Source organism: Parasphingorhabdus sp. (genome assembly GCF_039977335.1).
Lineage (GTDB): Bacteria > Pseudomonadota > Alphaproteobacteria > Sphingomonadales > Sphingomonadaceae > Parasphingorhabdus.
Window position 1 is genome coordinate 98,757 of the sequence record NZ_JBDWDI010000004.1, and the last position, 23,784, is coordinate 122,540.

Consider the following 23,784-nt stretch of genomic DNA (forward strand, 5'->3'; position numbering starts at 1 on the left):
CAAAAAAGTTCCAGCGAAACGAGATCAAGCTGCGAGTTGCAGTTCCATCCGGCTCCAGATCTCAACCAAAGCTTTGGTCAAGTCAGCCATCATTTCTTCGGAATGGACTGGTCCTGGAGTAAAGCGCAATCGCTCCAATCCCCGCGGTACTGTGGGATAGTTAATTGGCTGCACATAAACGCCGTATTCGGCCAACAGAATATCACTGATTTTTTTGGCTTTGATCGGGTCGCCAACTAGCAATGGCACAATATGGGTTGTGGATCCCATAACGGGCAGACCAGCATCGGAGAACATATCTTTCAACGTCTGAGCGGCCGCCTGTTGGCCATCGCGCTCTGCGTTAGACTGTTTTAGATGGCGGACACTTGCCAACGCACCGGCAACCAGAACGGGTGACAGGCTAGTAGTAAAGATGAATCCAGGGGCATAGGATCGAATCACATCAATGATTTTTTGATCAGCTGTGATGTAGCCTCCCATAACACCAACGGCTTTCGCTAAGGTGCCTTCGATAATAGTGATACGGTCAGCAGCGCCATCGCGCTCGGAAATACCGCCACCATGTTCACCATACATGCCTACAGCATGGACTTCATCGCAATAGGTGAGAGCGTTATATTTATCAGCAAGATCACAAATGGCGTGAAGCGGAGCCACATCGCCATCCATCGAATAGATGCTCTCAAACGCTATTAATTTAGGTGCATTTGGATCTTCGGCCGCTAGAAGTTCTTCGAGATGTTCCAAGTCATTATGCCGGAAAACACGCTTTTCACAGCCGCTATTTTTTATGCCTGCGATCATCGAAGCGTGGTTGAGTTCGTCTGAAAAAATTATGCAGCCTGGCAGGATTTTGGTCAGTGTCGAAAGCGTCGCTTCGTTAGAAACATAGCCAGAGGTAAACAACAAGGCGCCGGATTTACCGTGAAGATCAGCCAGTTCGCTCTCGAGCTGTACATGATAATGGGTATTGCCGCCAATATTGCGCGTACCGCCCGAACCAGCACCGACATCATGCAGTGCTTCTTCCATTGCTGCAATCACATCGGGGTGTTGCCCCATCGCAAGATAGTCATTGGAGCACCAGACAGTTACTGGCTTTGGCCCATTGTGATGAGCGAAGCAGCGGGCGTTTGGAAAAGTGCCTTTGTTCCGCAAAATATCGATAAAAACCCGATAGCGGCCTTCGCTGTGAAGGCGGTCAATCGCTTGAGAAAAAACCTTATCGTAGTTCACGTTACACCATTCCCTGTGTCATTCTTTTACCAAGCGATCCCTCTGAAACGGCCATTAACGACCTTTTTGCAGAATTTCCAGCGCGAACCATTCGCAATAAGGCGTTCTGCTAGAGTACTTCTAATTTTGTTAGACCAAATTCATCAAGCGTCTTACGATAGGGCTCTAGTTGAGATAGTGTGCCGGTTGTAACAAAGGTGCCGTTTTCAGCGGTTTCTGGCCAATTTGTTTCACCAGTGAGATAGGTAATTCGTCTCGCAATCCCTTGTGATCCATCGATAAATTGAATGGGTCTAACAAAAGATTTTTGCAACTCTTCTTGCACCAAAGGAAAGTGCGTGCAGGCTAATATAACAGTGTCGATCTCGTCACCATGCTGTTGATCTGTTAGTCCAGAAACGGCCGCATCGACAAGTTCTTGATTAGGTGCTTCGCCCCGTAATTTGGCTTCTGCTGCATTCACTAGGTCAGGAGCACCAAAGCGCAGTAGCTGTTTATCCTGAGCAAATTCGGCAGCTAGACGGTCGACATAAGGCTGACGGATCGTGGCACGGGTGCCGAGCAGACCAATCACACCGGTTTTTGTCATCTGACTGGCTGGCTTTATGGCGGGCACTGTCCCGACAACAGGTATGTCCAGGACGGATCGAACAACGTCAAGCGCTATGGTGGAGGCAGTATTGCATGCGATAGTAACCAATTGAGGATTGTAACGTTCGACAAGGCGGCCCAAGAGCAGGGGGATACGGGTGGAAAGCTCTTCTTCAGATTTCATGCCGTAGGGCATGCCGGCATAGTCAGCTGCGTATATGATGGGTGCAGTAGGTAGCAATTTCTGCGCTTCCCGCAGGATGGACAACCCGCCAACACCGGTGTCGAAAAACAAAAGTGGATCAGTCGCTTTTGTTCGATTGCCTGACATCACAGCACCTTTACACATGGTTAATTCACAGCATCAACTGTCTCGACTGATCCTACAACTGGTTGATCTTACCGGTTTTTACAACGCAAAAGCCTTGCCGAAACGCTTTCTTACAGATAGCCCACGGAAATCAAAGGGGATTTGGTACGATGCAATCCATGTGGATTGAACCGATTTTGGCTGTGTTCTTTGGCTATATGCTGGGGGCAATACCGTTTGGCCTTCTTTTAACAAAGTTAACGGGCGGCGGAGATCTTCGGGAAATTGGGTCCGGTAATATCGGAGCGACCAATGTTTTGCGGACGGGGAATAAGGCTGTTGCGGCGCTGACATTGTTACTGGATGTTGGCAAAGGGGCCGCAGCGGTGTTTGTTGCGGCGAATTTTGACAGCGGATTGGGCGTGCTGGCGGGAATGGGCGCGTTTTTGGGGCATCTTTACCCGGTTTGGCTGAAGTTCAAAGGTGGCAAAGGGGTTGCGACCTTACTCGGTATAGTTGCTGCTTTGGATCCTATATTGGGAATAGTGTTTGCCGTTGTGTGGCTCGGAACCCTGTTAATATTACGATATTCATCGGTTGGCGGCATGCTTGCATCTATTTCTGTACCGATAGCGGCGGTTATAGTTGGGCATTATTCATGGATACCTATGTTTATCGGATTTGCCCTGCTTGTAATCTGGAAGCACCGCGCTAATGTCGAGCGCCTGATGGCGGGCGAAGAACCCAAAGTCGGATCGTCCTGATTTCCCCTAACCGTTAAACGGTACGCATCATGAAAGATAATTTTGATCGACTTCGGTTGATTCGATCTGCCAATATCGGCCCGGTGAGCTATGTCCAACTCATCCGTCGCTATGGCTCGGCAGCCAACGCGCTGGAAATGCTGCCTGAACTGGCGGCAAGAGGCGGTGGCAGGGCGCCGCGTCTGTCCGACCGCGCTGCGATTGAACGGGAAATGGACAATGTGCAAAAGCTCGGCGCGAAATATCTATTTCTCGGTGATCCCAATTATCCCTATTTGCTCGCGGAATTAAGCAATGCCCCGCCAGCCATAATCTGGCGCGGCAATTTGGCGCTGCTCAGCCACCCCACAGTTGCCATTGTCGGTGCGCGCAACGCATCCGCAGCTGCTTGTCGTTTCGCAAGGGATTTGGCCAACAGCTTGATGGCTGAAGGCATTTCGGTTGTATCCGGTCTAGCACGGGGAATAGATACCGCAGCGCACCAGGGCGCGATCACGAAATCAACCATCGCTGTTATCGCTGGCGGTATAGACGTTCATTACCCGCCCGAAAATGAAGAGCTACAGCAAAAAATAGCGGAGGACGGTTTGCTGCTAGCAGAGCAACCACCCGGAACAGAACCAAAAGCCCGTCACTTTCCTTATCGGAACCGCATTATAGCTGGCATTTCAAAGGGCACAGTGGTCGTCGAAGCCGCTCCAAAATCAGGTTCACTCATTACCGCAAGATTAGCCGCTGAATCCGGGCGTCATGTTATGGCCGTCCCCGGTTCTCCGCTCGATCCGCGCTCCAGAGGGTGCAATGGCTTGATCCGGGAAGGCGCAATCCTGATCCAATCAGCAGAGGATGTTCTGGAATTGATCAGTCATTTCGATGACCATGCGGCGGGCGCGGATATTCGTTATGATCTTTTTGATACATCTCAGGATTCCTCGGCACTGAGGGAAACGCAAGCAGATGACATTGATGATGCCGCCCGCCAGTTCCTGACCGATTTGCTAAGCATAACGCCAGTGTCCATCGATGAACTGGTGAGGCAATCTGGCCTATCCGCTGCATCCGTGCAAATGATCCTGCTGGAACTGGAACTTGCAGGTCGATTGACACGCCACGCCGGAGCCCGCGTAAGTTTGCCCAGTTGAAATCCTATAAAATTAAGCTAAACGGCAATTTCGTTTATCAAGTGCTTGACGAACGTCCAATCTGTGTTCCAGCCTCGCGTGTGTACGTGAGACAAATGAAAATCGGAAATTATGCAATTAGTAATCGTTGAGTCACCCGCCAAAGCGAAAACAATCGAAAATTATCTGGGATCAGATTTCAAGGTGCTGGCCTCTTACGGCCACATCCGTGATCTACCGCCCAAAGATGGCTCTGTTGATCCTGATGATGGTTTTGCCATGCTGTGGCAGCCTTATGCGGACAAGACCAAGCAGCTTAAGGCGATTACGGACCTTTCGAAAAAAGCCACGCGCCTCATTCTCGCGACCGACCCTGACCGCGAAGGGGAAGCGATTAGCTGGCATGTGCAGGAAGTTTTGCGCAAAAAGAAAGCGCTTCCCGAAAAGGTCGACCGCGTAACCTTTAACGCCATCACAAAATCCGCCGTCACCGAAGCCATGGCGCATCCGCGAGCGTTGGATGACGATCTGATTGATGCCTATCGTGCGCGGCGCGCGCTCGATTATCTGGTGGGCTTCACGCTTTCACCGGTCTTGTGGCGCAAGCTGCCCGGAGCGAAATCTGCTGGTCGCGTGCAGTCGGTGGCTCTGCGTCTGATTGTCGAACGTGAGCGCGAAATAGAAGTCTTTAACCCGCAGGAATATTGGTCCGTCACATCGCAAATGGAGCAGGGCGGTCAGGCTTTTGAAGCACGGCTCACCATTCACCAGGGCAAAAAGCTCGGCAAAATGGACCTGTCGAATGAAGCCGAAGCGACGGCTGCCAAAACAGCGGTGGAAAACGGCCTGTTCACGATTGAAACCGTCGAGACCAAGCCGCTTACCCGCAACCCGCCGCCGCCGTTTACAACCTCGACCTTGCAACAGGAAGCGGCCCGTAAACTCGGCTATTCGGCCAGTCATACGATGCGGATTGCCCAGCAGCTCTATGAAGATGGCGGCATTACCTACATGCGTACTGATGGCGTGCAGATGGATGGCAGCGCCATTTCTGCCGCGCGCAAAGCGATATCCGATCGCTATGACGCCAGCTATGTTCCTGACAGTCCGCGGATCTATAAATCCAAAGCCAAAAATGCGCAGGAGGCCCATGAAGCCATCCGGCCTACCAGTTTTACCCGAGATACGATGGGCAGCGGCGATCATGCCAAACTTTACAGCCTGATCCTGAAACGTGCCATGGCCAGCCAAATGGCGGCAGCGCGTCTGGAACGCACCACCGTCGAAATGCTTGACGGTGCGGGCCAAACCGGACTGCGTGCTACGGGTCAAGTTGTGAAATTTCCCGGTTTCATGGCTCTTTATGAAGAGGGGCGCGACGACAAGAAAGATGAAGATGGTGGCTTGTTGCCGGCCATGTCTAAAGGCGATAGTCCGGCGAAAAAATCGGTCGAAGCCAATCAACATTTCACCCAGCCACCGCCGCGTTACAGCGAAGCCAGTCTGGTGAAAAAAATGGAAGAGCTCGGCATTGGCCGTCCTTCCACCTATGCCTCGATCATCAAGACGCTGAAAGACCGCGCTTATGTCCGTACCGAAGGAAATCGTTTCTTTGCAGAGGAAAGCGGGCGGCTTTTAACAGGATTTCTCGAAAGATTTTTCCAGCGCTATGTCGCTTATGAATATACAGCAGGGCTTGAGGACGAGCTGGATGACGTCAGCGGCGGACGTGCAGAATGGCAGAAAATTCTCGAAGCCTTCTGGCATGATTTCAAGCCCAAGACGGCGGAAGTCATGGAGAAATTGCCGTCCGAAGTCACCGCTGAACTCGACAAATTTCTTGAACCTTATTTGTTCCCGGAAAAAGAAGACGGAACCGATCCGCGCCTTTGTCCGCGCTGTAACGAAGGCAAGTTAGCCCTTCGTGGCGGCCGCTTTGGTGCCTTTGTCGCTTGTTCCAACTATCCCGAATGCAAGTTCACCCGGCGTTTTGCGCAAGGTGGCGGTGCCAATGCCGATGCGGATGAAGGTCCGGAAGATTTGGGCGTTGATCCGGATACGGATGAGAAAGTGACCAAAATGGTTGGTCGTTTCGGTCCCTATGTCCAGCGCGGCGAGGGCAAGGAAGCCAAACGCTCCTCGATCCCGAAAGATGTACCGGCGGAAGAATTTGGCCTGGAATGGGCTTTGAAATTGCTCTCGCTGCCTCGCGAAGTCGGTATGCATCCGGAATCAGGCAAAGAAGTAAACGCACAAATCGGCCGCTATGGCCCCTATTTGAGCCATGACGGCAAATCCGCACGACTTGAAAACACGATGGAAGTGTTTGAAATCGGCATGAATGCTGCCGTCGCGAAGCTCGCCGATGCTGCCAAAAATGGCAAAGGTGGCCGCCGGGGTGCTGAGCCACTCAAGATCATGGGTAAACACCCACGCACTGAGGAAGAAATCAAACTGATGGATGGCCGCTATGGCCCATATGTCACCGATGGCACAACCAATGCGTCCTTACCGAAAACCGTCAATAAGGACCAACTGACACTGGAAGAAGCGGCGCAGTTGATTGATGATCGTGCGGCCAAAGGTCCGGCGAAGAAACGGAAAAAGAAGGCGGCGCCCAAGAAGAAGGCTGCAGCTAAGAAAAAGCCGGCGGCAAAGAAGAAACCTGTGGCCAAAAAGAAACCTGTGGCCAAAAAGAAAGCGCCTGCGAAGGCTAAGGCGGAGTAATGAAGGTTTAGCGATCTGCTTGCTAATGCCCGCTATGGGCGCAAAGGCCGACGTTGCTAGATCTGTCAATTTTGGTTCGGCTCTATGGTATTAAAAGGCGATCAGTCTATTGGTTCGATACTACTGCAGCTGTGGAGTTTTCGAATATGCGGCGTGGTGCAGTTTTCGTGTTCACTGTCAAACCACACCGCAAGAGAATTGAAATGGACTAGTCGAAATGCCAAAGGTTAGTGTTGATACGCCCGCCATCGACCAAGATATCCTGAGCAGAAACAAATCCTGCGTCATCGCTCGCCAGAAACGCGACTACTGCGGCAACTTCCTCAGGGCGGCCTAGTCGTCCAGCTGGCGTTTGTGCTTCAATCCGTCCATGCATAACGCCGTCAAGAACACTTTCGGTCATGCCGGTTTCGATGACGCCGGGACTGACAGCATTTACCCGAATGCCCCGTGATGGCAGTAAAGTCGCCGTCATAGAACGGGTGAATTGCGATACGGCTGCTTTGGTCGCGGCATAGATAGACATGGCCTGATTGCCTTGAAATTGCGTCAAGGAAGAGGTGATAATGATCGACCCTCCATCAGCCATGAAAGGAAGCGCCTCTTGGGCCGAGAAATACACCCCTTTGATATTCGCGTTTACTATGCTGTCAAAGCTTGCCTCGGTGGTATCGCCCAAGATTGTCGAAGCGCCGGACCCTGCGTTTGCGAACAACGAATGGATTGCCCCAAACTTGTCATTAGCTAACTTAAAGAGGGATTTTAGGTCTTCTACTTCAGCAACATCGGCGCTCACAGTCAGCAGCCTGTCGCCAGCCTGCAGAGTTTCTGCTGCCGCTGCCAGATCTGTTTCCGAGCGCGCCGCAATAACCACATTTGCGCCTTCATCTAGAAACCGCGTGGCCGTGGCTAGGCCAATTCCTTTGCTTCCACCGGTAATGACGACTGTTTTATTTTGAAAACGTTTCATAATATCCTCGCTTGGTTGTGGAGCCTAGCGCTCCGTTGTGATGAGGAATTTCTAGCCAATTTCATTCAAATGGATTAGATTGCGTATAATTGTTTCACTATAAAGCTATTATTTATAATGTTATCTCATGTCTCACCATCCCTGACCGCTTTCATCAAAGCAGCAGAACTTGGCAGTTTTGCTGCGGCGGGACGAGAGATCGGCATTTCTCCAGCGGCCATCGGACAAAATATCAAACGGCTCGAAGACGGCTTTGGTGTGAAACTGTTTAATCGTACTACCCGAAAGATTAGCCTTACCCCCGAAGGCGAGCTGATATTCCGGCAAGCAAAAGGTCCGCTGGCTGCACTTGCCGACATTGAAGCGATAGTGGAGGAAAGCCGGGGCGTAGTATCTGGCCGGATCAGGGTATCTGCTCCGGCTTTTTTTGCGCGACGGCATTTAGCACCGATCATCAAGCAGTTTTCAGAGCTTCACCCGAAGGTTGAATTCGAGATTGATTCCAGTGATGCGGTACGAGATTTGGTCGATGATGCAATTGATATCAGTTTCCGCATCGGGACACCTGCCGATTCCACATTTATCGCGCGCCCGATATCGGATCTACAAATCCTTACGCTTGCTGCACCTTCATATTTGGCGCAGCAAGGCAAACCAGATACACTGGAGGCGCTTTCTGAGCATAGCTGTCTTCGTTACCGGTTCCCAAAAAACAGAGATTTCCTGCCTTGGACTTTTAAGAGTGAAGATGGCATTCAATATCTGAGTCCAAGCCAGCGCTTTGTCTTCAATGATCCGGAGATGCTGATTTCGGCAGCTATTTCCGGCTTGGGTCTGGTTCAGATGGATAGTCTCTATGCTGCCGACGCCCTTGAAAGCCGCTCGTTGGTGCCGGTCCTCACTGATTTTGTACCAAAGCTCTATTCACTACATCTCATATATCCATCGCGAGAACTGCGTCCCTTACGTATTCGGGCTTTCCTCGACTTTATAAATGGCAAGTTCCTCAGAGACTGCTTTTTGATAGAAGTTTGAAGTACCTTGAGATCGGAGCCGCTAACGTCCGCTTTCGGGATAAAGCAGTCATAAGCATAACCGCCGGCCCTACTTAACCCAATCCAACCCCATATCTTGATACAAGCTCTTATCTTCATCCCAATTCGCGCTGACTTTGACGTGGAGATAGAGATGGACGGTCTTGCCCAATATCTCGGATAGTTCCGCGCGCGCCTTTGCACCGATGTCCTTGATCTGATGCCCGCCTTTGCCGAGGATGATCGCGCGCTGGGTGGGTTTTTCGACCAGGATTTGCTGGTGGATTTCCAGCGAGCCGTCTGGGCGTTCCTTATATTGCTCCATCGCAATGGCGGTAGCATAGGGCAGTTCGGCGTGGAGCTGGCGGAAAACCTGTTCTCGTGTGATTTCTGCTGCCAAAAGCCGCTCGCTGGCGTCGGAGACCTGATCTTCGGGAAAATGCCAGGGGCCTTCCGGCATGGCGTCGACCAGATAGGCTTTTAGCTCGTCCAGCCCGTCACCTGTTTTGGCGCTAACAAAAAATGTCTCATTAAAGCCGCATAGGTCATTGAGTTTGGTGACATGGGTCAGCAATTTGTCCTTCGCGGCGATGTCGACCTTGTTCATAACCAGAATCAATTTTTCCGGACGGTGTTTGATCCGTTCCACGATCGACGTGACCTTGGGGCCAAGACCTGCGCGCGAATCCACCAGCATGACGATAATATCTGCATCTTCCGCGCCATCCCAGGCAGCGGAAACCATCGCCCGGTCAAGCCGCCGGCGTGGCTCGAATATGCCAGGCGTATCGACGAGGAGTAGCTGCGCCTCATCCTCAATCGCAATGCCCAAAAGCCGTGTCCGCGTGGTTTGCGGTTTGGAGCTGGTAATGGCGACTTTCTGACCGACCAGAGCATTGATCAAGGTTGATTTGCCTGCATTGGGCGCTCCGATTAGCGCGACTACACCGCATTTTTGGGTCATGTATATTTTTCCAGAAAGAGTTTCGCGGCGGTAGTTTCAGCGGTTTGGATGGAGGAGGCGGTGGCCTCGACTTCTCCGACCTTGTTGATACTGGCCTTCACCGTGAAGCGTAGATCATGATGCGGTCCGGTTTTTTCAACCAGTGCGTAAATTGGCATCTTCCGGTTATGGGCCGCGGCCCATTCCTGCAACGCTGATTTGGGATGCCGGATATCTTTCGCCATTCCTGAGATACGATCGCCCCAATATTTGAGAATAAACCGCTTCGCCGCATCCATCCCGTGATCAAGATAGATCGCGCCGATAAGTGACTCCATGACGTCACCCAGTACCTTCGCACTCTGCCGCGCACCATCATCCCGCGCCTGTTTCCCGAGTAGCAGATGGTCGGAAATCTCAAGTTCACGGGCAATCTCTCCGCAGACTTTTCCCGAAACAAGGCCATTGAGGCGCTGTGACAATTTGCCTTCCGGTTCTTTCGGAAACTCCTCGTAAAGCTGTGCCGCGATGATCAAGCCCAAGACGCGATCGCCAAGAAATTCAAGTCGCTGATAGTGGCCATCGCCAAAGCTACCATGGGTGAAAGCACGGATATAAAGCGTTTCGTCGCCCGGCTTCTTCCCCGTCAGTTTGGCAATCCACTCCAGAAACGCAGCTTTATTCAAAATTCTCTCCAATGCGATCCCACCGTGCGGCACTAAACCAGGTCCATGGCTTGATCCATTCCGCAGACCCATCGGTTGAGAATACCGACACCAACGCACGTCCTACCAGATTTTCCTGCGGGACCATACCTATGGCTTGTCCTTCTACGGCAGGGAAACGGCTATCCGCGCTACGATCGCGGTTATCACCCATAAGGAACATGTGACCATCAGGTACGACGAAACTTTCGGTATTGTCGCCTACAGAGGCTTCGTTGACGTCCAATATCTTATAGCTCCTTCCGTTGGGCAATGTCTCTTGAAACTGCGGATAGCGACAAATTCGTTCGCCATCGCCGTTGGTTGTTTCGAAATAAGTCGCATAACAAGGGCTGTTGAGGGACACCAGATGAGTGTAATCATCGATTTTTTTACGCTCGACCGGAACACCATTGATCGATACGACACCATTCGTGACCTGAATTATATCTCCCGATAGACCAATGACCCGTTTGATATAATCATCATTGCCACTAGGCGGCGCCTTGAAGACGACCACATCGCCCGGTTCCGGTTTATTGGCCAATATCCGACCCGGGATTACGGGTACGCTAAACGGCATGCTATATTTGGAGTAACCATAAGGCCATTTTGCAACGAGCAGATAATCACCAACCATCAGACGAGGCTGCATCGATTCCGACGGGATATTGAAAGGCGATACGATGAAGCTGCGCAAAATCATGACGAATAACGCCAATTTTACTAGGAATATCATGAAATCAGCGGTTTCGGAGCGCTCAGCGGTTTTATCTTTCATCGCGCCCCTTTGCTGATAATGGCACGTGCGGTCAAGAGACAGTATTTAACGACAATATCCAGTGATTTAAGCTTGTTCACAAGATGGACGCAAGATAGAGCTATAACCGCATATATGGGGCGTATAGATCATTGAAAATAACAAGAAAGAATGTGCTTTGGATCATTGGAATGCGATAGAAACCCAACCTGTATCAACGTTAAAACCCCTGTTCGACGCTGATCCCGATCGCGTCGCCAAGATGAGTTTTGAACAATCCGGCATATATTTCGATTTTTCCAAGACACATATGGACAGTGCTGTGCTGGAGAATTTCCAGAAACTAGCTGCTGATAAAGGTCTTTTCGATCAAATTGAATCGCTAACCAGCGGTGGCACCATCAATATCAGTGAAGGCCGCGCAGCAGAGCATACGGGAGAACGGGGGATTGGTTCCGAGACTAGTGTTGAAAATGCTCAATTGCTCAGGAACCGGATGCAGGGATTGGTTCAGGCCATAGATGAAGGGGCGCTCGGCGATATAGAATATATCATCCATCTTGGAATTGGTGGGTCCGCATTGGGACCAGAACTGCTTCTCAAAGCTCTGAAAATCGGCGATGAAAGATATGAAACTGCAGTCATCTCGAATATTGATGGTTGCGCGGTGGAACCAGTGCTGGAGCGTTTTGATGCACATAAAACATTGCTGGTTATCGCTTCTAAAAGCTTCACTACGGCAGAAACCTTCCTGAACGCACGCTCGGTGACTGATTGGATGGCCGAACAGGGCGTATCCGATCCCTTCGGCAAGATCGTTGCATTGACCGCCATGCCGGAAAAGGCGGTCGAATGGGGCATTGATGAAAGCCGCATACTGCCCTTTTCAGAGACTGTTGGTGGACGCTATTCGCTGTGGTCCTCTATTGGATTCAGCGTCGCTCTAACGCTAGGCAGTGAAATTTTCGACGACCTGCTGGCGGGTGCGGCGGAAATGGATCAGCATTTCAAAGACGCACCCTTTGATCAGAATATCCCGGTCATTGCTGCCTTTGGTGATCAATATTATAGTCAAGTTCGAGGCTGCGAGACGCGCGCAGTATTTGCCTATGATGAGCGCCTAGGTTTGTTGCCCGACTATCTCCAGCAGCTCGAAATGGAGAGTAATGGTAAGTCGGTTTTGGCCGACGGGAAGCCGTTGGACCGTCACAGCAGTCCTATTGTCTGGGGCGGGGTAGGGACTGATGCCCAGCACGCCGTTTTCCAACTGCTTCACCAAGGCACACATCTGGTACCGGTTGAATTTCTAGCGGTGATTGAACCGGGTCATTCACTGGCGGCTGAACATCATCAAGGCTTATTGCTCAATTGCTTTGCGCAGGGTGCCGCACTGATGGCCGGCAAAACATCCAATGATAGTAATCGAAATTATCCGGGTGACAGACCGTCAACGACCCTATTACTAGACGATCTAGACGGACGAACATTGGGGGCGCTCATCGCCTTTTACGAGCACCGCACTTTCGCAAATGCTGTACTCTTGGGCATTAATCCCTTTGATCAGTTTGGTGTCGAACTGGGCAAGGAAATGGCCAATGCGCTTTTGGCAGGTGATGGTAACCAAATGGACGCTTCGACCGAAACACTAAAAAACCGGGCATTTCCTGCCTGAGTTATCAAGGGAAATATAATGTCGGAATATGATTATGACCTGTTCGTCATCGGCGCAGGCTCAGGCGGAACCAGAGCAGCACGGGTGTCCGCATCCTATGGCGCAAAAGTAGCCGTTGCCGAAGAATATCGTGTTGGCGGCACCTGTGTTATCCGCGGCTGTGTGCCGAAAAAGATGCTGGTTTACGGTTCACATTTTTCGGAAGATCTGGAAGATGGCAAGAATTTTGGCTGGACTTGGGAAAATGCCAAGTTCGATTGGACAAAATTACGCGATCATATTTTGTCCGACGTTGATCGGCTCAATAGCGCTTATACGCAGACATTGAACAATCATGATGTTGAAATCATTTTGGAGCGTGCCGAGATTGTTGGCCCGCATGAGGTCAAGCTTGCGAGCGGCAAGACCGTGACAGCCAAATATATATTGGTTGCAGTCGGCGCATGGCCGGATGTCGCGGAATTCCCTGGCAGCGAACATATGCTGACCTCCAATGAGATGTTTCATCTCGAGAAGTTGCCTGAAACCGTGATCATCTCTGGTGGTGGTTATATTGCCAATGAATTTGCCGGAATTTTCAATGGACTTGGCAGCGAAGTCTTCGTCGTCAACCGTTCGGATGTGATTTTGCGGGGCTATGATGAAAGCCTGCGCGACCGTTTGCTTCAGATTGCGATGACCAAGGGTATAAATTACAAATTCAACTGCACGTTCGATAAGATCGAAAAGCGCGAAGATGGTGCTCTGGATGTCTATATGGATGGCAAGCCAGCGATGCGGGCTGATGTGGTCCTAGCTGCTACTGGTCGACGTCCGAAAATTGACGGGCTCGGTTTGGAAAATGCCGGTGTTGAAACCAATGAAAAGGGCGCGATCAAGGTTGACGAATATAGCCGGACCAACGTCGACTCCATCTATGCTGTTGGCGATGTGACAGACCGTGTTCAACTGACCCCGGTTGCCATTCGCGAAGGACAGGCTTTTGCTGACACGGTGTTTAACGATACGCCGAGGACCGTTGACTATAGCTGCATTCCATCAGCGGTTTTTTCCCAACCACCAATTGCTTCTGTTGGTTTGACCGAAGGCGAGGCGCGGACAAAATATGGAAATATTAAAGTCTATTCCTCGGATTTCCGAGCGATGCGTAATGCTTTTGCCGATCGCCCCGAACGCAGTCTCTATAAAATGATCGTAGAGGCCACCAGTGAGAAGATACTCGGTCTGCATATGATTGGGCCAGATGCCCCGGAGATTTTGCAGGCAGCAGCGGTGGCCGTCAAAGCAGGTCTGACCAAGCAAGCCTTTGACGACACGGTGGCTTTGCATCCCAGCATGGCCGAGGAACTAGTGCTGTTTAAATAGGGTAACGCTACGGAAAGAGCCGTTTCAATAGAAACTTAATTGATCGATTAATTTTTATTGACGATTGCATAATCCTCCGTGCATTGGCTAGGGACGTTTCCGTAGCCAAATCACAGTTCCAATCATCTTGGGGGATTCATGCAGACGATTATCGAGCAACTCGAAGCGAAGCGCGCCGAGGCCCATCTAGGCGGCGGCCAAAAGCGGATTGATTCCCAGCATGCCAAGGGCAAGCTGACCGCTCGCGAACGGATTGAAGTGTTGCTTGATGAAGGCTCGTTTGAAGAGATTGATACCTATGTCGAGCATAATTGCGTCGATTTCGGCATGGAGGAGACGAAGATACCGGGCGATGGTGTTGTCACCGGTTCCGGTACGATAAACGGCCGCCTGGTTTTCGTTTTCAGTCAGGATTTTACGGTTTTTGGCGGTTCGCTGTCCGAACGCCATGCCGAAAAAATCTGCAAGATTCTCGAGAATGCTATGAAAGTGGGCGCTCCGGTCATTGGCATTAATGACAGCGGCGGTGCGCGTATTCAAGAAGGCGTGGCATCGCTTGGCGGATATGCCGATGTATTCCAGCGCAATGTGTTGGCTAGCGGAGTGATCCCCCAGCTCAGTCTGATCATGGGACCATGTGCCGGTGGTGCTGTTTATTCGCCGGCCATGACCGACTTTATCTTCATGGTGAAAGACAGCAGCTATATGTTTGTCACAGGCCCAGACGTTGTGAAGACGGTGACCAACGAAATTGTGACGCAGGAAGAATTGGGCGGTGCGATAACCCATACGACCAAAACCAGCGTTGCCGATGTTGCCTATGATAATGATATTGAAGCACTGCTCGCGGCGCGTGATTTCATTGATTATATGCCGCTCAGCAACCGCGAAGAAGTGCCAGAGCGGCCAACCGCTGATCCTTGGGATCGGTTGGAAGACAGTCTCGACACGCTGATCCCGGCCAATGCCAACCAGCCTTATGATATGCATGAGGTTATCCAGAAAATGGTTGATGAAGGCGAGTTTTTTGAAATTCAACCCGCCCATGCGGCGAATATCATTTGCGGCTTTGGCCGGATGGAAGGTCAAACCGTTGGCGTGGTTGCGAACCAGCCCATGGTGCTGGCAGGTTGCCTAGATATTAACGCATCCAAAAAGGCAGCGCGCTTTGTCCGCTATTGCGATGCGTTTAACATTCCGATTGTGACTTTGGTCGATGTCCCCGGCTTTCTCCCCGGCACATCGCAGGAGCATAATGGCATTATCAAACATGGTGCAAAACTGCTCTTCGCTTATGCCGAGGCAACCGTGCCCAAAATTACCATCATCACCCGCAAAGCCTATGGTGGTGCTTATGACGTCATGGCGTCGAAACATTTGCGCGGCGATCTAAACTATGCCTGGCCAACCGCGGAAATCGCGGTGATGGGTGCCAAAGGGGCAGTCGAGATTATCTTCCGCGGCAAGACCGAAGAGGAAATTGCCGAAAAAACCAAGGAATATGAAGACCGCTTCGCCAATCCATTTATCGCGGCACAAAAGGGTTTTGTTGATGAGGTGATCATGCCGCATTCTACTAGGCGTCGGGTCGCGTTAGGATTACGAAAGCTGCGGAACAAGCAGCTTGAGAATCCGTGGAAGAAGCATGACAATATTCCGTTGTGAGGGCTAGAATATGCCAACAGGATTAGTAGCCCTTCTCGACGACGTTGCAGCCATTGCAAAGGTCGCTGCCGCATCGCTTGATGATATTGGCGCGGCCGCTGCGCGTGCAGGAACCAAATCTGCAGGAGTGGTCATCGATGATGCCGCTGTAACACCGCAATATGTGACCGGGTTCAGTCCGTCGCGTGAATTGCCGATGATCTGGAAGATCGCCAAAGGATCGATCAAGAACAAGCTTTTGTTCCTGCTGCCCGCAGCCGTTCTGCTTGGTCAGTTTGCACCGTTTCTGATCCCGATCATCCTGATCCTTGGCGGTCTGTTCCTCTGTTATGAAGCCGCCGAGAAGGTGCTGGAATGGCTGCATGTGGATGAGACCACCAAGCATGACAAACCCGCCATTGTCGAAGGCCCTGGCCGCGAGGACGAGATGGTTTCCGGCGCAATTCGCACCGATTTCATCCTGTCTGCAGAGATTATGGCCATTGCCCTGTCCGAGGTTACCGATGAAGTCTGGTGGCAACAGGGAATCATTCTCGCGCTGATCGGTATCGTGATAACAGTGGGCGTCTATGGCACGGTCGCCCTGATCGTGAAAATGGATGATGTCGGGCTGCATCTGGCGACCGAAAATGATGGATTTGTCGCTTCCTTTGGGCGCGGTCTGGTGGCGTTCATGCCGAAATTGCTAACCACTATCTCGATTATCGGGACGCTGGCCATGGCATGGGTTGGCGGCGGCTTGCTGGTGCATAATATCGCTGCGGTAGGCTGGCATGGCCCCGAGCATCTTATTGATGTCATTTCGCATCCGCTGGTAGGCCTGTTCCCTGAAACGGCTCAGCTATTTGCCAGCGGAATTAGCTTTGCGATATTGTCCGGTATAATAGGTGTTGCCATTGGCGCCGTGATTGCACCGCTGGTCCATAAGATCATTCCGCATGGAAAAGCACATTAATGGCCAAATATCTGTCATTATTGCATGCTGTCGCTCTTCTTGCTGAAAAAGTCCGATGAACATCAGCGCGGAAACTTTTCCATATTTCCTGTTCGCAGCAGCCTTCATGCTTTGTCTGTCATGGATAAGCGGCCGGCAATCGGACACAGTGAATATCGAATATGAGATTGTCTCCAAGGATGAAGATAAAGATCTATATGAGTTTGGGCAGTGGTGGAAATTGATCATGGCCGCTATTCTGGTGGCAATAGGAATTTGGAGCGGATTGGACTAAAATATGAAACTAGGCCGCCTGAACCATATCGGCGTCGTCACACCATCCATCCCTGATAGCATCGCCCATTGGCGTGATGTCATGGGCGCGACGAAAATCCATGATCCATTTGACCTGCCAGCACAGGGTGTGAAGGTCTGCTTCGTTGATACGCCAGCAGATGGCCCCACCAACGGGACCCAGATCGAACTTATCGAGCCGCTTGGTGAGGATAGTCCTATCCACGGTTTTATTGCCAAAAATCCGCTTGGCGGTCAGCATCATATCTGTTTCGAGGTGCCAGAAATCCACGCCGCCAAGGTAGAATTTGAAGCGATGGGCAAACGTGTGTTGGGCGAACCGCGCATTGGCGCACATGGAACACTTATCTTTTTTGTGCATCCCAAGGATATGGGCGGGATGCTAACCGAGATTATGGAAACACCAAAGGATCATTGATCCGTCTAACCAAAACAAAAATAAAGTTGATCCGGAACCAATCGGGCTGACGTCACTCAAAGGGACAAAGTATGGAATTCGAGAATATCAAACTGGACATTGCCGATCAGGTGGCAACGATCACGCTGAACCAGCCAACACGCCTGAACGCTTGCTCCCTCGACATGGCGGATGAGATTAATTTGGCGCTGGACAAGCTGGAAGATGCGCGCGCCGTTATCATCACTGGCGAAGGGCGTGCCTTTTGTGCCGGGGCCGACCTCCAAGCCAAGGGCGGCGACAGCGCGCTATCCGGCGGGCAGGGCTCTTATGCAGCACTGAACCAGCATTATAACCCGTTGATGTTGAAGCTTGCAAAGCTTGATATTCCCACCGTAACGGCAGTTAACGGCCCAGCAGCGGGTGTTGGCTGCTCCATTGCATTGGCCAGTGATTTCGCCATTGCCGGAAAATCCGCCTATTTCTTGCAAGCGTTCGTCAATATCGGCCTCGTACCCGATGGCGGCGCAAGCTGGATGCTAACCCGGCTTGTCGGCAAGGCGCGAGCGACCGAGATGATGATGCTTGGCGAAAAAATTCCCGGTGAAAAAGCCGCAGATTGGGGATTGGTCTATAAATGCGTAGACGATGAGGCCTTGATGGATGAAGCACGCACGCTGGCCAAACGGCTTGCCGGCGGTCCAACTGTCGCGTTGGGTGTCATGCGTCAAAATCTGGCCGCGGCGCTTGAAAGTGACTATAGTTCGGCTCTGCTAAAAGAAGCCGAAGGACAGCGATTGGCCGGTGACAGTAAAGATGCACGCGAAGGTGCGATATCCTTCCTACAGAAACGGAAAGCCGAATTTAAGGGCGAATAATGACTGATAAACCGACGATAGAAGACTGGAACGCACTCGCTGACAAAGAGGTCAAAGGGCGCGACCTGACTTGGGAAACGCCAGAGGGTATTGCCGTCAAACCGCTATATACTGCGGACGATGCTGGCGATCCTGGTCTTCCTGGTTTCGGGCCTTTTACACGCGGTGTGAAAGCCAGCATGTATGCGGGGCGTCCTTGGACCATCCGTCAATATGCCGGTTTTTCAACCGCTGAGGAATCGAACGCCTTCTATCGCCGCAATCTGGCTGCGGGTCAGAAAGGTCTGTCGGTTGCTTTCGACCTCGCAACCCACCGCGGTTATGACAGTGATCATCCGCGTGTCGTCGGCGATGTGGGCAAGGCTGGCGTGGCGATTGACAGTATCGAGGATATGAAAATCCTGTTCGATGGTATTCCGCTTGATACTATGTCGGTGTCCATGACGATGAACGGCGCGGTGATCCCATGTCTCGCTTTCTATATTGTCGCAGCGGAAGAGCAGGGCGTGTCACAGGATAAGCTCGCCGGCACGATCCAGAACGACATTCTCAAAGAGTTCATGGTCCGCAATACCTATATCTATCCGCCTGCGCCATCGATGCGGATTATCTCGGACATTATCGCTTATACGTCCGAGCATATGCCAAAGTTTAACAGCATTTCGATCAGTGGCTATCATATGCATGAAGCCGGTGCGACGGCAGTGCAGGAGCTGGCGTTCACGATTGCTGATGGCCGCGAATATGCCAAACAAGCGATGGCTACAGGCCTTGGTATCGATGCTTTTGCAGGCCGTCTGAGCTTCTTTTTCGGCATCGGGATGAATTTCTTCATGGAAGTCGCCAAGTTGCGGGCAGCACGGTCCTTGTGGCATCGGGTTATGACTGACCTCGGCGCCCAATCGGAACGCTCCAAAATGCTGCGCACACATTGCCAGACATCTGGCGTGTCGCTCACCGAGCAGGATCCTTACAATAATGTTATTCGCACAACCATTGAGGCGATGGCCGCGACATTGGGCGGAACCCAATCGCTCCACACCAACGCACTGGATGAAGCCATCGCGCTTCCCACCGACTTTTCAGCTCGCATCGCCCGCAACACGCAAATTGTTTTGCAGGAAGAAGCTGGTATTACCAAGGTCGTCGATCCGCTCGGCGGCAGCTATTATGTCGAAGCTCTGACGGATGAGCTGGTTGAAAAGGCCTGGGAGATTATCGAACGGGTCGAAAGTGAAGGCGGCATGGCCAAGGCGGTTGCCGATGGTTGGCCCAAGGGCATGATCGAGGAAGCCGCTGCCGGTCGTCAGGCGCGGGTCGATAAAGGCGACGATGTGATTGTCGGCGTGAACAAATATACACTGGAAGACGAAGATCAGCTCGAAACGCTCGATATTGACAATGATAAAGTGCGGCACGGTCAAATTGCACGTCTTGATAAGATGCGCAAAGAGCGGGATGAAGATGCATGTCAGGCTGCTCTAAAAGCCATTACAGAAGGCGCCAAAACCGATGGCAATATGCTTTCCCTCGCTGTTGATGCTGCGCGCAAACGCGCTTCTCTCGGCGAAATATCTGATGCGATGGAAGCAGCTTTCGGCCGTTATGCAACCAAGCCAACACCGGTAAAAGGCATTTACGGGGCGGCCTATGAGGGTGACCCCCAATATGCACTGGTGGTGGATGGTGTCGATGCCGTGTCACAGCGCCTCGGCCGCAAGCCTAAAATCCTTGTCGCCAAAATGGGACAGGATGGCCATGATCGCGGTGCCAACGTCGTTTCCAGCGCCTTTACCGATATGGGTTTTGATGTGATTTCCGGGCCTTTGTTCCAGACACCCGGCGAAACGCGCGATCTGGCTCTGTCGGAAAATGTTGATGCTGTGGGGGCCTCCAGTCTTGCTGCTGGTCACAAGACGCTTATCCCTGAACTGGTTCAGATGCTGCGCGATTCGGGACGCAGCGATATCAAGGTTTTCGCCGGCGGTGTTATACCGCCACAGGACTATGAATTCCTCCGTAAATCGGGTGTTGTCGGAATCTATGGACCGGGGAGCAATATTGTGGAATGTGCCGCAGATATATTGCGCCTGTTAGGCCATAATATGCCACCCGAGACCGAGGAAGCCGCTGAATGAACGACCCCGAGACAATGTCCCCCGAAAACGAAAATATTGTAAGACAAGACTGGTCGCGTGAAGAAATTGCCGACCTGTTCAACCTTTCCTTTGACGAACTGCTATTCCGGGCCGCCACAGTCCATCGGCAGCATCACACCCCCGGTCAGGTTCAACTGTCCACATTGCTGTCGATCAAAACCGGCGGATGTCCTGAAGATTGCGGCTATTGTAACCAGTCCGCTCATGCTGAAAGCGGTTTAAAGGCAGAAAAGCTGCTTGATGTGCGCTCGGTGCTCCAGACCGCAGCCCAAGCAAAAGATCGCGGCTCATCGCGTTTCTGCATGGGTGCAGCATGGCGCAACCCCAAAGACCGTGACATGCCCGCGATCATCGAAATGGTCAAAGGCGTCCGCCAAATGGGTATGGAAACCTGCATGACGCTGGGCATGTTGAGCAAGAAACAGTCCGAGATGCTCTCAGACGCGGGGCTGGATTATTATAATCATAATATCGATAGTTCTCCGGAATATTATGAGAAGGTCATTACCACACGCACATTCGATGATCGTCTCGAAACGCTCGAAAACGTCCGTACCAGCGGAATCAACGTTTGCTCTGGCGGAATTGTCGGTATGGGCGAAACGCGCGAAGACCGGGTCGGATTTGTCCATGCACTGGCGACCTTGCCAAAGCATCCGGAGAGTGTTCCTGTGAATGCACTGGTTCCTGTCAAAGGTACAGTGCTTGGTGACATGCTAGCCGATACACCGTTGGCGAAGATTGATGATATCGAGTTTGTTCGGACGATTGCGGTGGCTCGGATTACGATGCCTGCCTCGATGGTGCGCTTGTCCGCTGGACGAGAATCCATGTCGGAAAGCACGCAGGCCCTGTGCTTTATGGCAGGAGCGAACAGCATATTTACCGGTGATAAATTGCTGACGACCGGCAATGCGGGCGATGATGCGGATGAAGCGATGTTCGAGAAACTGGGGCTGGTTCCGATGGAAGCGGAGCCAAGGGATAACACGTTGGAGGCGGCTGAGTGATCTCAAACCGTGTCTTTCTAAAAGTGTTTGTGGCGGTCGCCATCGGAATTTTATGGTTTGGCTTGGTTACAGCTTTCTTGATGTTTTCAAATTCTCAGTTGGGTGGCTGCAAAAATGCACTTGAGATGGAAATTGCAAACGGAGAGTGCAGCAAACCATCATTGTTGTTTTTAGCTTCTATCATCCTGCCCTATTTGCTTTCCATTTTTGTGATTATTCGCGAGAAAAAATAAATTATGTTCAAAAAAATACTAATCGCCAATCGTGGTGAAATTGCTTGCCGGGTCATTCGCACGGCCCAAAAAATGGGTATCAAGACAGTCGCTGTCTATTCCGATGCCGATGCGCGCGCACCGCATGTGCAGATGGCGGATGAGGCTGTGCATATCGGACCTTCGCCCGCAGCGGAATCCTATTTGATTGCGGACAAGATTATCGCGGCCTGTAAAGAAACTGGCGCAGAAGCCGTGCATCCGGGCTATGGTTTTCTGTCCGAACGGACCAGTTTCCCAGAGCAATTGGCCGAAAATGACATTGCCTTTATTGGGCCGCCACCCAATGCCATCGCGGCGATGGGCGACAAGATTGAGTCCAAGAAGTTGGCCGAAAAGGCGGGCGTTAGCGTTGTTCCCGGGCATATTGGTGAAATTGACGATACCGAACACGCGGTCGAAATTGCCGGAGGCATTGGCTATCCGGTGATGATGAAAGCCAGCGCTGGCGGTGGCGGTAAGGGCATGCGTCTCGCTTGGTCCGAAAAGGATGTCCGCGAAGGCTTTGAAGCCACGAAGCGTGAAGGGCTTGCGAGTTTCGGCGATGACCGTGTTTTTATCGAGAAATTTATCGAACAGCCTCGCCACATTGAAATTCAGGTGCTCGGCGATAAACATGGCAATGTGATTTATCTGGGTGAGCGTGAATGTTCGATCCAGCGCCGCCATCAAAAAGTCGTTGAAGAGGCACCATCGCCCTTCGTTGATCCCGAGATGCGCAAAAAAATGGGCGAACAGGCGGTCGCTTTGTCGCAGGCTGTTGGTTATCACAGCGCCGGTACGGTCGAGTTGATTGTCGGAGCGGACAAGGGCTTCTACTTCCTTGAAATGAACACCCGGCTTCAGGTCGAACATCCGGTGACCGAGTATATTACCGGACTTGATCTGGTCGAACAGATGATCCGCGTCGCTTATGGCGAGAAACTACCGCTGACGCAGGACGAGGTGACTCTTACCGGTTGGGCCGTTGAAAACCGGGTTTATGCCGAAGATCCTTATCGCAATTTCCTGCCATCCACAGGCCGTCTGGTAAAATATAATCCGCCAGAAGCCGAAGAAGGCATTCGTGTGGACGATGGAGTTGCAGAGGGCGGCGAAGTGTCAATCTTCTATGATCCGATGATTGCCAAACTGATCACCTACGGTGAAACTCGCATTGAGGCAATTGATCGTCAAATTGATGCGCTGAACCGGTTCGAGATTACTGGCCCAGGCCACAATATCGATTTTCTCTCAGCGCTAATGCAGCATGATCGCTTCCGCGAAGGTAATATCACGACCAATTTCATTGCCGAGGAATATCCTGATGGCTTTCAGGGCGCTCCTGCATCTGAAGACCTGCTCCGCAATCTTGCCGCTATCGCTGCTTTTGCGGCAACTGCCCATGCTGATCGCGCCCGCCGGATTGACAATCAATTGGGACAGCGTTTGCAGGCCCCAGCTGACTGGGAAGTTAGAATTGGTGACAGCGTTCAGCAGGTTTCTGTTTCCGAAGATGGTATCGTGGTGGATGACAAGGACGTAGATTTGTCGGTCGCCTATACGCCAGGAGACAGTCTCATGCTGGCGAGCATTGGCGAGGAACCGCTCTCGGTTAAAATTTCCAAAACCGCCAATGGCTTTGCGCTGAACACGCATGGCGCAACCCACAAGGTGCAAGTCTTACCCGCTCATATCGCTCAGCATGCCGTGCACATGATCGAGAAGATTCCACCGGATCTTTCAAAATATCTGCTTTGCCCGATGCCAGGGCTTCTCGTCGCGCTTCATGTGAAAGAAGGCGATAAGGTCGAAGAAGGGCAGCCGCTGGCCGTTGTTGAAGCCATGAAGATGGAAAATATTCTACGAGCAGAGAAAAATGCGATCGTTAAATCGGTTGAGGCGGAACAAGGGGATAGCCTTGCCGTCAATGCAGTGATACTCGAACTGGAATAATCAAAATCGCCTTGGGGAG

Annotated in this window: 21 protein-coding genes; 15 read left to right on the forward strand and 6 right to left on the reverse strand. The window is 51.7% G+C overall.

What is annotated here, in order from left to right; translation table 11 throughout:
* Positions 1-24 precede the first annotated feature (24 nt).
* Together hemA and murI are read right to left on the reverse strand one after the other, a co-directional pair.
* The gene (gene hemA, locus ABJM21_RS07780) at positions 25-1,239 is read right to left on the reverse strand and encodes a 5-aminolevulinate synthase (RefSeq protein ID WP_348303465.1); all 1,215 of its coding nucleotides are present in this window, start codon (positions 1,237-1,239) and stop codon (positions 25-27) included.
* Between the two features lie 109 nt (positions 1,240-1,348).
* Entirely contained in the window at positions 1,349-2,161 is an 813-nt protein-coding gene (murI, locus tag ABJM21_RS07785) for a glutamate racemase (RefSeq protein WP_348303463.1), read from the reverse strand.
* A 149-nt stretch (positions 2,162-2,310) separates the two neighbouring features.
* On the opposite strand from murI, the gene plsY reads away from it, so the two are divergent.
* The 3 genes from plsY to topA all read left to right on the forward strand — a co-directional run bounded on the left by plsY (position 2,311) and on the right by topA (position 6,752).
* Entirely contained in the window at positions 2,311-2,904 is a 594-nt protein-coding gene (plsY, locus tag ABJM21_RS07790) for a glycerol-3-phosphate 1-O-acyltransferase PlsY (RefSeq protein WP_348303461.1), read from the forward strand.
* A gap of 29 nt (positions 2,905-2,933) precedes the next feature.
* Positions 2,934-4,046, forward strand: coding sequence for a DNA-processing protein DprA (gene dprA, locus ABJM21_RS07795; RefSeq protein ID WP_348303459.1), 1,113 nt, complete (start codon positions 2,934-2,936; stop codon positions 4,044-4,046).
* 111 nt (positions 4,047-4,157) lie between these two features.
* On the forward strand, positions 4,158-6,752 hold the full coding sequence (gene topA, locus ABJM21_RS07800) for a type I DNA topoisomerase (protein ID WP_348303457.1): 2,595 nt from the start codon (positions 4,158-4,160) through the stop codon (positions 6,750-6,752).
* 208 nt (positions 6,753-6,960) lie between these two features.
* Here the strand turns inward: topA and ABJM21_RS07805 are convergent, their stop codons facing one another.
* Positions 6,961-7,722, reverse strand: a complete 762-nt coding sequence (locus ABJM21_RS07805; protein ID WP_348303455.1) for an SDR family oxidoreductase — start codon at positions 7,720-7,722, stop codon at positions 6,961-6,963.
* Between the two features lie 117 nt (positions 7,723-7,839).
* Between ABJM21_RS07805 and ABJM21_RS07810 the strand changes: the two genes are divergently transcribed.
* Positions 7,840-8,757 carry a LysR family transcriptional regulator gene (locus ABJM21_RS07810; RefSeq protein WP_348303453.1) on the forward strand — a complete coding sequence of 306 codons (918 nt, stop codon included), beginning with the start codon at positions 7,840-7,842 and terminating at the stop codon, positions 8,755-8,757.
* A gap of 69 nt (positions 8,758-8,826) precedes the next feature.
* Here the strand turns inward: ABJM21_RS07810 and era are convergent, their stop codons facing one another.
* The 3 genes from era to lepB are packed head-to-tail and all read right to left on the reverse strand — an operon-like array spanning position 8,827 to position 11,184.
* Complete coding sequence (gene era, locus ABJM21_RS07815; protein ID WP_348303451.1) at positions 8,827-9,720, reverse strand: GTPase Era; 894 nt, start codon at positions 9,718-9,720, stop codon at positions 8,827-8,829.
* On the reverse strand, positions 9,717-10,385 hold the full coding sequence (gene rnc / locus ABJM21_RS07820; protein WP_348303449.1) for a ribonuclease III: 669 nt from the start codon (positions 10,383-10,385) through the stop codon (positions 9,717-9,719). Before rnc ends, era begins: the two co-directional genes overlap by 4 nt.
* On the reverse strand, positions 10,378-11,184 hold the full coding sequence (lepB, locus tag ABJM21_RS07825) for a signal peptidase I (protein ID WP_348303447.1): 807 nt from the start codon (positions 11,182-11,184) through the stop codon (positions 10,378-10,380). The genes rnc and lepB overlap by 8 nt, the downstream gene beginning before the upstream one ends.
* Positions 11,185-11,341: 157 nt before the next feature.
* On the opposite strand from lepB, the gene pgi reads away from it, so the two are divergent.
* From pgi to ABJM21_RS07880, 11 genes are all read left to right on the forward strand, one after another.
* Positions 11,342-12,835 (forward strand): glucose-6-phosphate isomerase, encoded by a 1,494-nt coding sequence (pgi, locus tag ABJM21_RS07830; protein WP_348303445.1) that lies wholly within the window; start codon positions 11,342-11,344, stop codon positions 12,833-12,835.
* Positions 12,836-12,853: 18 nt separating this feature from the next.
* Complete coding sequence (gene gor / locus ABJM21_RS07835; protein ID WP_348303444.1) at positions 12,854-14,200, forward strand: glutathione-disulfide reductase; 1,347 nt, start codon at positions 12,854-12,856, stop codon at positions 14,198-14,200.
* A gap of 138 nt (positions 14,201-14,338) precedes the next feature.
* Complete coding sequence (locus ABJM21_RS07840; protein ID WP_348303442.1) at positions 14,339-15,865, forward strand: acyl-CoA carboxylase subunit beta; 1,527 nt, start codon at positions 14,339-14,341, stop codon at positions 15,863-15,865.
* A gap of 10 nt (positions 15,866-15,875) precedes the next feature.
* Complete coding sequence (locus tag ABJM21_RS07845) at positions 15,876-16,820, forward strand: DUF808 domain-containing protein (RefSeq protein WP_348303441.1); 945 nt, start codon at positions 15,876-15,878, stop codon at positions 16,818-16,820.
* A gap of 55 nt (positions 16,821-16,875) precedes the next feature.
* The gene (locus ABJM21_RS07850) at positions 16,876-17,094 is read left to right on the forward strand and encodes a hypothetical protein (protein ID WP_348303439.1); all 219 of its coding nucleotides are present in this window, start codon (positions 16,876-16,878) and stop codon (positions 17,092-17,094) included.
* Positions 17,095-17,097: 3 nt separating this feature from the next.
* Positions 17,098-17,532, forward strand: coding sequence for a methylmalonyl-CoA epimerase (gene mce / locus ABJM21_RS07855; RefSeq protein WP_348303437.1), 435 nt, complete (start codon positions 17,098-17,100; stop codon positions 17,530-17,532).
* Positions 17,533-17,603: 71 nt separating this feature from the next.
* Positions 17,604-18,389, forward strand: a complete 786-nt coding sequence (locus ABJM21_RS07860) for an enoyl-CoA hydratase-related protein (protein WP_348303435.1) — start codon at positions 17,604-17,606, stop codon at positions 18,387-18,389.
* Complete coding sequence (scpA, locus tag ABJM21_RS07865) at positions 18,389-20,527, forward strand: methylmalonyl-CoA mutase (RefSeq protein ID WP_348303433.1); 2,139 nt, start codon at positions 18,389-18,391, stop codon at positions 20,525-20,527. The genes ABJM21_RS07860 and scpA overlap by 1 nt, the downstream gene beginning before the upstream one ends.
* The gene (bioB, locus tag ABJM21_RS07870; RefSeq protein ID WP_348303431.1) at positions 20,524-21,558 is read left to right on the forward strand and encodes a biotin synthase BioB; all 1,035 of its coding nucleotides are present in this window, start codon (positions 20,524-20,526) and stop codon (positions 21,556-21,558) included. Before scpA ends, bioB begins: the two co-directional genes overlap by 4 nt.
* Positions 21,555-21,791, forward strand: a complete 237-nt coding sequence (locus ABJM21_RS07875; RefSeq protein WP_348303429.1) for a hypothetical protein — start codon at positions 21,555-21,557, stop codon at positions 21,789-21,791. The genes bioB and ABJM21_RS07875 overlap by 4 nt, the downstream gene beginning before the upstream one ends.
* On the forward strand, positions 21,792-23,765 hold the full coding sequence (locus tag ABJM21_RS07880) for an acetyl/propionyl/methylcrotonyl-CoA carboxylase subunit alpha (RefSeq protein WP_348303668.1): 1,974 nt from the start codon (positions 21,792-21,794) through the stop codon (positions 23,763-23,765).
* Positions 23,766-23,784: the final 19 nt, after the last annotated feature.

What these genes read in the sequence shown, in the direction of transcription:
- murI (WP_348303463.1), bottom strand. Translation starts at nt 2,161, where the DNA reads ATGTCAGGCAATCGAACAAAAGCGACTGATCCACTTTTGTTTTTCGAC.
- plsY (WP_348303461.1), top strand. Translation starts at nt 2,311, where the DNA reads ATGCAATCCATGTGGATTGAACCGATTTTGGCTGTGTTCTTTGGCTAT.
- dprA (WP_348303459.1), top strand. Translation starts at nt 2,934, where the DNA reads ATGAAAGATAATTTTGATCGACTTCGGTTGATTCGATCTGCCAATATC.
- topA (WP_348303457.1), top strand. Translation starts at nt 4,158, where the DNA reads ATGCAATTAGTAATCGTTGAGTCACCCGCCAAAGCGAAAACAATCGAA.
- ABJM21_RS07805 (WP_348303455.1), bottom strand. Translation starts at nt 7,722, where the DNA reads ATGAAACGTTTTCAAAATAAAACAGTCGTCATTACCGGTGGAAGCAAA.
- ABJM21_RS07810 (WP_348303453.1), top strand. Translation starts at nt 7,840, where the DNA reads ATGTTATCTCATGTCTCACCATCCCTGACCGCTTTCATCAAAGCAGCA.
- era (WP_348303451.1), bottom strand. Translation starts at nt 9,720, where the DNA reads ATGACCCAAAAATGCGGTGTAGTCGCGCTAATCGGAGCGCCCAATGCA.
- lepB (WP_348303447.1), bottom strand. Translation starts at nt 11,184, where the DNA reads ATGAAAGATAAAACCGCTGAGCGCTCCGAAACCGCTGATTTCATGATA.
- gor (WP_348303444.1), top strand. Translation starts at nt 12,854, where the DNA reads ATGTCGGAATATGATTATGACCTGTTCGTCATCGGCGCAGGCTCAGGC.
- ABJM21_RS07840 (WP_348303442.1), top strand. Translation starts at nt 14,339, where the DNA reads ATGCAGACGATTATCGAGCAACTCGAAGCGAAGCGCGCCGAGGCCCAT.
- ABJM21_RS07845 (WP_348303441.1), top strand. Translation starts at nt 15,876, where the DNA reads ATGCCAACAGGATTAGTAGCCCTTCTCGACGACGTTGCAGCCATTGCA.
- ABJM21_RS07850 (WP_348303439.1), top strand. Translation starts at nt 16,876, where the DNA reads ATGAACATCAGCGCGGAAACTTTTCCATATTTCCTGTTCGCAGCAGCC.
- mce (WP_348303437.1), top strand. Translation starts at nt 17,098, where the DNA reads ATGAAACTAGGCCGCCTGAACCATATCGGCGTCGTCACACCATCCATC.
- ABJM21_RS07860 (WP_348303435.1), top strand. Translation starts at nt 17,604, where the DNA reads ATGGAATTCGAGAATATCAAACTGGACATTGCCGATCAGGTGGCAACG.
- scpA (WP_348303433.1), top strand. Translation starts at nt 18,389, where the DNA reads ATGACTGATAAACCGACGATAGAAGACTGGAACGCACTCGCTGACAAA.
- bioB (WP_348303431.1), top strand. Translation starts at nt 20,524, where the DNA reads ATGAACGACCCCGAGACAATGTCCCCCGAAAACGAAAATATTGTAAGA.